8 protein-coding genes and 1 pseudogene are annotated in these 6599 nt (G+C 66.1%); 5 read left to right on the top strand and 4 right to left on the bottom strand.

The window, feature by feature from the left end; genetic code table 11:
• The 3 genes and pseudogenes from Q1W68_RS13740 to msrA form a co-directional block, all read left to right on the top strand.
• Positions 1-282: pseudogene (locus tag Q1W68_RS13740) on the top strand (serine protein kinase RIO); the annotation flags it as partial.
• Between the two features lie 66 nt (positions 283-348).
• Positions 349-846 carry a peptide-methionine (R)-S-oxide reductase MsrB gene (gene msrB, locus Q1W68_RS13735; RefSeq protein WP_300648057.1) on the top strand — a complete coding sequence of 166 codons (498 nt, stop codon included), beginning with the start codon at positions 349-351 and terminating at the stop codon, positions 844-846.
• The gene (msrA, locus tag Q1W68_RS13730) at positions 843-1448 is read left to right on the top strand and encodes a peptide-methionine (S)-S-oxide reductase MsrA (protein ID WP_300716953.1); all 606 of its coding nucleotides are present in this window, start codon (positions 843-845) and stop codon (positions 1446-1448) included. Before msrB ends, msrA begins: the two co-directional genes overlap by 4 nt.
• On the opposite strand, the gene xerD is transcribed toward msrA, so the two are convergent.
• Positions 1445-2362, bottom strand: coding sequence for a site-specific tyrosine recombinase XerD (gene xerD, locus Q1W68_RS13725; RefSeq protein WP_300716952.1), 918 nt, complete (start codon positions 2360-2362; stop codon positions 1445-1447). The two genes, msrA and xerD, sit on opposite strands and share 4 nt — an antisense overlap.
• Entirely contained in the window at positions 2362-3339 is a 978-nt protein-coding gene (locus Q1W68_RS13720; RefSeq protein ID WP_300648052.1) for a tripartite tricarboxylate transporter substrate binding protein BugE, read from the bottom strand. Before Q1W68_RS13720 ends, xerD begins: the two co-directional genes overlap by 1 nt.
• A gap of 181 nt (positions 3340-3520) precedes the next feature.
• Between Q1W68_RS13720 and Q1W68_RS13715 the strand changes: the two genes are divergently transcribed.
• Together Q1W68_RS13715 and Q1W68_RS13710 are read left to right on the top strand one after the other, a co-directional pair.
• A complete protein-coding gene (locus Q1W68_RS13715) occupies positions 3521-4441 on the top strand; it encodes an AEC family transporter (protein WP_300716951.1) in 921 nt (306 codons plus the stop codon).
• Positions 4442-4466: 25 nt separating this feature from the next.
• Positions 4467-4958 (top strand): CreA family protein, encoded by a 492-nt coding sequence (locus tag Q1W68_RS13710; RefSeq protein ID WP_300716950.1) that lies wholly within the window; start codon positions 4467-4469, stop codon positions 4956-4958.
• A 1-nt stretch (position 4959) separates the two neighbouring features.
• On the opposite strand, the gene Q1W68_RS13705 is transcribed toward Q1W68_RS13710, so the two are convergent.
• Together Q1W68_RS13705 and Q1W68_RS13700 are read right to left on the bottom strand one after the other, a co-directional pair.
• Complete coding sequence (locus Q1W68_RS13705; protein WP_300648046.1) at positions 4960-5571, bottom strand: hypothetical protein; 612 nt, start codon at positions 5569-5571, stop codon at positions 4960-4962.
• Positions 5572-5702: 131 nt separating this feature from the next.
• Positions 5703-6599, bottom strand: an 897-nt coding sequence (locus Q1W68_RS13700) for a mammalian cell entry protein (protein ID WP_300716949.1), incomplete at its 5' end; no start/stop codon positions are given.

The raw sequence follows: 6599 nt of genomic DNA, 5'->3' as shown, positions 1-6599 counted from the left end.
GCGGTGGACGCCGCCGGCAACAACCACGCCCAGCGCATGCTGCTGCGCGACGTGGCCAACCTGCGCGACTTCTTCGGCCAGTTCGCGCCCGAGTTGCTCAAAACCCAGTTCGGCGCCGAGATCTGGAGCCTGTACCAGAGCGGCCTGCTGAGCAACGACACGCCGCTCACTGGCCGTTACGAGCGCGCGCCCGGTACGGTGGACCTGGGCAGCGTGATGCGCGAGATCGACGATGCGCGCGACGAAGACGCAGCGCGACGCCTGCGCATGGCGCAAACGTAAGCGGGTCTTTACACGGAGTACCCGTGGGGCCGTGTAAGGAATGCGGGCTGTGGTCGACTCACCTGCATGAACAACCCATCCCATCCCACCCGCCGCCAGACCATGAAACTGCTCGCATTGCTTGGCCTGGGCTCACAGGCCGCCGCTCCCGTCGCCAACGCGTTGGCTGCCACCGACCCCTGGAAGCTCAGCGAGGCCGAGTGGAAAAAGCGCCTGACCCCTGCCCAGTTCGACGTGTTGCGCGAAGAAGGCACCGAGCGTCCGGGCAGCAGCCCGTTCAACGCCGAGAAGCGCAAAGGCACCTACCACTGCGCGGGCTGCGATCTGCCGCTGTTCTCGTCCGACACCAAGTACGAAAGCGGCACCGGCTGGCCGAGTTTTCACACGCCCCTGGCTGGCGCCCTGGGCACCAAGACCGACTACAAGGCGATCTTTCCCCGCACCGAATACCACTGCGTGCGCTGCGACGGCCACCAGGGCCATGTGTTCAACGATGGCCCCAAGCCCAGCGGCAAGCGCTATTGCAACAACGGCGTGGCGCTCACCTTCAAGGCGGCGGCATGAAGTCACTTTTTCTGTCCCTCATCACTTCGGTGCTGCTGTCGGCTGGCATCGCGCAGGCCCAAGCCCCTGCCGTGACCGCCAAGGCCACGTTCGCCGGCGGCTGCTTCTGGTGCGTGGAGTCCGATTTCGACAAGATACCCGGTGTGTTGTCCACCACCTCGGGCTACATCGGCGGCACGGTGGCCAACCCCACCTACCGCCAGGTGTCCGCCAACAAAACGGGCCATGCCGAGGCGGTGGAGATCGTGTTCGACCCGGCCAAGGTGAGCTACGCCACGCTGGTTGAAAAGTTCTGGCGCACCATCGACCCCACCACCAAAGACCGCCAGTTCTGCGACGCGGGCAACCCCTACCGCACGGCCATCTTCACGCACGACGCCGCACAGGCAGAGGTCGTGAAACGCTCGCTGGCGGCGCTGGAAAAATCCAAGCCGTTCGAGGAACCCATCGTGACAGAGATCGTCGCGGCCACGCAGTTCTACCCGGCCGAGGACTACCACCAGGACTACTACCTGAAGAACCCGGTTCGCTACAAGTACTACCGAACGAGTTGCGGACGCGATGCGCGCCTTGCACAACTCTGGGGTCAGACCAAGAACTAGCCCCGTGGATGGTGCTGCGCCACGATGGTCTTGAGGCGTTCGCGGGCCACGTGGGTGTAGATGGTGGTGGTGGAAATGTCGGCGTGGCCGAGCAGCATCTGCACCGCGCGCAAATCCGCACCGTGGTTGAGCAGGTGGGTGGCAAACGCGTGGCGCAGGGTGTGGGGCGAAATGGGTGCGGTGATGCCGGCGGCCAGGGCGTACTTTTTCACCAGTTGCCAGAACATCGCACGCGTCATGGCTTCGCCCGCCCGCGAGCCGCGCGAGGTGACGAACAGGTCTTCGCTCTGCAGACCATTCAATATGTCGCCGCGCGCCTGCCCCAGGTAGCGCTGCAACCACTGCCCAGCCACCTGACCAAAGGGCACCAGCCGCTCCTTGTTGCCCTTGCCGGTGATGCGCAGCACCTGCTCGTTCATGCCCACATGCCAGGTTTTCAGTGTCACGAGTTCGCTCACGCGCAGGCCGCTGGCATAGATCAGCTCCAGCATGCAACGGTCGCGCAGGCCCAGCGGTGTGCCCACGTCGGGCGCGTTGAGCAGGGCCTCCACCTGCGCTTCCGACATCGTCTTGGGCACGCGCAGGGGCTGGCGTGCGGGTGAGAGGCGCAGCGTCGGGTCCGCCGTGATGAAGCGTTCGCGCAGCGCCCAGCGAAAGTAGCGCTTGAACACCGTGAGCCGGCGGTTGGCGGTGGTGGCACGCGTCTGGTTGTGGCGCTCGCTGAAGTAGCCGTTGAGATCGGCTTCGGTGGTCTGCGGCAGGGTTTTGCCTTGCGCGGCCAACCACTGGCCGAGCAAGACCAGATCACGCCGGTAGGCGTCCAGCGTGTTGCGCGAGAGGCCCTCTTCGAGCCAGAGCGCGTCGACAAAAGCCCCGGCAAGGTCCTCGCTGGTCGATGCCAGGGCCGGGTTCATCACTCCAGTTTGAGCTTCTGCTTGGCAACCACGTCCTTGTAGACCTCGAACTCGGCCTTGATTTGCGCCGAGAACTCGGCCGGCGAGTTGGCCACGATCAGCGAGCCGGTGTCTTCCACGCGCTTCTTCACAGCCGGGTCGGTCAGCGCCTGCTTGGTGGCGCTGGAGATCTTGTCCACCACCTCTTGCGGCAGGCCCTTGGGGCCGATCAGCCCGTAGTAGGCCATGCGGTTCACCGGCTCCAGGCCCACTTCCTTGAAGGTGGGCACCGTTGGCATGCTGGCCACGCGCTGGGGCGCGGCCACCACGATGGCGATCAGGCGACCGTCGCGGATGAAGGGCAGCGCCGAGGGCAGGTTGTCGAAAATGATCGGGACCTGGCCACCCACGGTGTCGTTGAGCGCAGGGCCTGCTCCGCGGTAGGGGATGTGCGTGATGAAGGTGTTGGTCAGGCTCTTGAACAGCTCGGTCTGCAGGTGGCCGATGCCCCCGGTGCCCGAGGTGGCGTAGCTGTATTTGCCCGGGTTCTTCTTGAGCTCGGCGAGAAAACCCTGGTAGTCCCTGGCCGGAAAGCTGGGGTGCACCGCGATCACGTTGGGCGTGGCCGCGATGTTGATGATGGGCGTGAAATCGGTGAGCGTGTTGTACGGGATCTTGGCGTTGATCGCCGGGTTGGCCGCGGTGGTCGACACCGTGGCCATGCCCAGGATGTAACCGTCGGCCGGGGCGCGCGACAGCTCCAGCGCACCCACCACACCGCCGCCACCGGCCTTGTTTTCAACAATCATGTTCTGGCCCAGGGCCTTGCCGAGCGACTCGGACATGACGCGGGCAATGATGTCGGTGGTGCCGCCGGGTGCAAACGGGACTTGCAGACGGATGACCTTGTTGGGGTAGGCCTGAGCCCAGGCGGAACCACCGGCCACCACCGTGGCACAGGACAGACCGATTGCAACCAGTTGACGACGAGAAACCATGAGACTTGCTCCTTGCTTGAGACATCGATGAAGGCAGGCCGGGGTTGGCCTGTTCCGCGCGAGCGGGGTACGGTCGCGCGATGCGAGCCTGCAATGTAGCCGCTGGGCAAGCGCATGACCATGGGACAACTACATAAGTGGAAACCCCTGAACACCCGGGGGAGCGCGCTATGCTCCTCCGGTGAATTTCGCCCAACTCCTCTTCCCCGACTTCTCGCTCATCCTCTGTGGCTACCTGGTGTGCCGCTTCACGGCCCTCAACCGCAAGGTGTGGGAGCAGGTGGAGAGTCTTGTGTACTACTTCTTGTTTCCGGTGCTGCTGTTCCACAGCATCGTGAAGAGCCCGCTCGATCTGAGCCAGGCCTCCAGCCTCATGGGCGCCGGCATCTCGCTGGGCCTGTGCGGCATCGCGTTGTCGTACTCGCTGCCCCACTGGCCCTGGATCGGCAAACACCTCGACGTGCGCCTGCACGCGGCCAGCGCGCAGGTGGGGTTTCGCTTCAACTCCTTCATTGCGCTCGCGCTGGCCGAAAAAGTGGCCGGTCCGCCGGGCCTGCTCATGATCGCGGTGCTCATCGGCGTGTGTGTGCCGCTGTTCAACGTGGGCGCGGTCTGGCCGATGGCGCGCCACGCCAACAAGGGCTTTGCACGCGAGCTGCTGCGCAACCCGCTCATCGTGGGCACGGTGTCGGGGCTGGTGGCCAACCTGCTGGGTTTTTCAATGCCGTTCTGGCTGGAGCCCACGGTCAACCGCATCGGGCAGGCGTCGCTGGCCCTGGGTCTGATGGCCGCGGGCGCGGGCATGCAGTTCGGCATGCTGGCCAGTGCCAAGACCCTGGGCGGGCTGGTGCTGGCGGTCAAGCACCTCGGCATGCCGGTGATGGCGCTGGGGCTGGCCCTGCTGTTCCGGCTCGACCCGACCCAGACCACCATCCTGCTGATGTTCTCGGCCGTGCCCACCGCGTCCAGCTGTTATGTGCTGGCCGCGCGCATGGGCTACAACGGACCCTACGTCGCCGGGCTGGTCACACTGTCCACCTTGCTGGGCATCGTGAGCCTGCCGTTCGCCCTCGGCGTGCTGCGGCCACTGGCCGGCGCATGATTAACCTCCCCTTCTGAAAGTCACCATGCACCCACTGCGCTGTTTAGCCCCTCTGTCCGTCCTGGTGCTGGGCCTGTTGTTCGCCACCTCGGCGGTGCATGCACAAGCCATCGGCGAGGTGGACACGGTGTTCAAACTGTTCGGGCCCGACCACAAGATCGTGGTCGATGCGTTCGACGATCCCAAGGTCAAGGGCGTCACCTGCTATGTGTCGCGCGCCAAGACCGGCGGCATCAAGGGCGGGCTGGGTCTGGCCGAGGACACGTCGGACGCCAGCATCGAGTGCCAGCAGGTGGGTGCCGTGTCGTTTGCGGGCGACCCCATGAAACAACAGGAAGTGGTGTTCACCGAGCGCACCTCGTTCCTGTTCAAAAAGCTGCAGGTGGTGCGCATGGTGGACAAGGCCCGCAACACCCTGGTTTACCTGAGCTACTCCGACCGTGTGATCGAAGGCTCGCCCGACAACAGCATCACGGCGGTGCCACTGCCCGCCGGCACGGTGATACCGATGCGCTGATTCAGCGCGGCGGCGCCACCAGGTCGATGCGCCGCTGCAAGGCGGCAACGGCAGCCGCATCACCGCTGGCCTGCGCACGCTGTTGTTGCAGCTGCAGCCAGGCCAGCAAAGGCCGGCGCCAGCCGCGCGCCGAAGCGGTGTCGACCGCGGTGGCGATCACGCCGGGCGTGGCACGCCCGCTGCGAAACAGCACACCGGCGGCCACCAGTCGCGACAGCGGGTCCTGGATCGATGCGAGCGCTGTGTCGGGTGAAGCGTTGCCCAGCAGGGCGCGGTGCACCTCGGGCAACAGCGCCGCATCCCCCGCCTGTGCCGTGCCCGCCAGGTAGCGCGCATAGGCTTGTTCGGCCGGTGCCGCGTCTTGCGCCAGCGCTTCAAAACCCGCGCAAGGCTCCACCACCAGACTGGCCACCCGCGTGGCGCAGCGCAGCAACTCCAGCCGAGCCACCAAGGCCACCTGCCCGGTGCTGGCCAATTCGGCACGCGCCCGGTTGAACTCCGCCGCCTCGATGCGGCTGTTGCCGCCGAGCCAGGCCTCGGTGGCGCGTTCGCTGCCGCCCTTGGCTTCGGCCGGCCACTGGGGTGGGGGTGGGTTGCTGGAGCAGGCGGCCACAGCAAGACAGAGCGCTGAGACAGCACCAACCCAGAAACACCGCGCAACCGGCTTTGCCGGGGCGCAGGGTGTTCCCCCCTGGAGGGGGGATGCGGCTACACGCAGTGAGCAAGCGACGGGGGTGATTTCGATCATGGGAGTTTGATTTCGGTGTCGCGCGCAAACGGCCATTTGCGGTTGATGTCGCTGATGAGCCCGTCCACCTTGCGCAGGCTGGACTCGACCTCGCCGCGCAACACGCCCAGGTCGGTCGTGGCCTCGCGCGTGTTGCTGGCAATGCCCTGCGCCTCCACCAGCACCGCGTCCACCTTCTGCAGGCTGGTACGCGCCTCGGCCAGCAGGCCATTGAGCTGCTGGACGGTCACGCGGGCGTCGGCCACCAGGCCACCCTCGGCCGTGCCCTGGCCGAACACCTGCTTGTTCGCGTTGCTCACCAGGCTGTCCATGCGCGCGGTGAGTGCATCGGCGCGCGCCAGCAAGGCATTGGCGCGATCGATGGTGAGCACCAGTTTCTTCGCGTCTTCGTCGTTGCCCATCAGCACACCCATAGCCCCCTGCGGGCCCTTGAGCCGCTCGGTGGCGCTCTGCACGTTGTTCAGCGCCGTGTCCAGCGCCGCGTCTTTCTTGGTCAGCGCCGCCACGTTCTCCAGCACCTCGCGCATGCTCGCGGCGAGCTTGGGGATCTCGGCCGCGGTGTCGCCGCGCAACACCGAGCGTTCGGCGCCGTCGGGCAAGGCCGGGTCGTCCAGCACCCCGCTGTAGGCACGAATGCGCGTGCCGCCCACCAGACCGCGCTCCATGGTGAAGATGCTGGAGGTGCGCAGCCACTTGGCGTCCCGGCTCGGCACATCGATCAGGATGCGCGCCGTGCCGTCCGCACCCAGCTCGATGCGCCCCACGCGGCCAATGGGAAAACCGGCGAAGGTCATGTCCATGCCGACCACCACGCCTTCGGAGTCGTCGGAGATCAGCACCAGGCGCTGCGTGTCCTCGAACATGCCGCGCGCAAACATCACGTAGAGCGCCGA

The organism is Hydrogenophaga sp., assembly GCF_030158645.1.
Classification (GTDB): Bacteria; Pseudomonadota; Gammaproteobacteria; order Burkholderiales; family Burkholderiaceae_C; genus Hydrogenophaga.
The sequence above is the reverse complement of the archived record's forward strand: the minus strand, read 5'-3'. Positions and strand labels throughout refer to the sequence as shown.

Bases quoted from the DNA above. Each gene is read 5' to 3' on its own strand.
- Q1W68_RS13720 (WP_300648052.1), bottom strand. From the start codon at position 3,339: ATGGTTTCTCGTCGTCAACTGGTTGCAATCGGTCTGTCCTGTGCCACG.
- xerD (WP_300716952.1), bottom strand. From the start codon at position 2,362: ATGAACCCGGCCCTGGCATCGACCAGCGAGGACCTTGCCGGGGCTTTT.
- msrB (WP_300648057.1), top strand. From the start codon at position 349: ATGAACAACCCATCCCATCCCACCCGCCGCCAGACCATGAAACTGCTC.
- Q1W68_RS13710 (WP_300716950.1), top strand. From the start codon at position 4,467: ATGCACCCACTGCGCTGTTTAGCCCCTCTGTCCGTCCTGGTGCTGGGC.
- msrA (WP_300716953.1), top strand. From the start codon at position 843: ATGAAGTCACTTTTTCTGTCCCTCATCACTTCGGTGCTGCTGTCGGCT.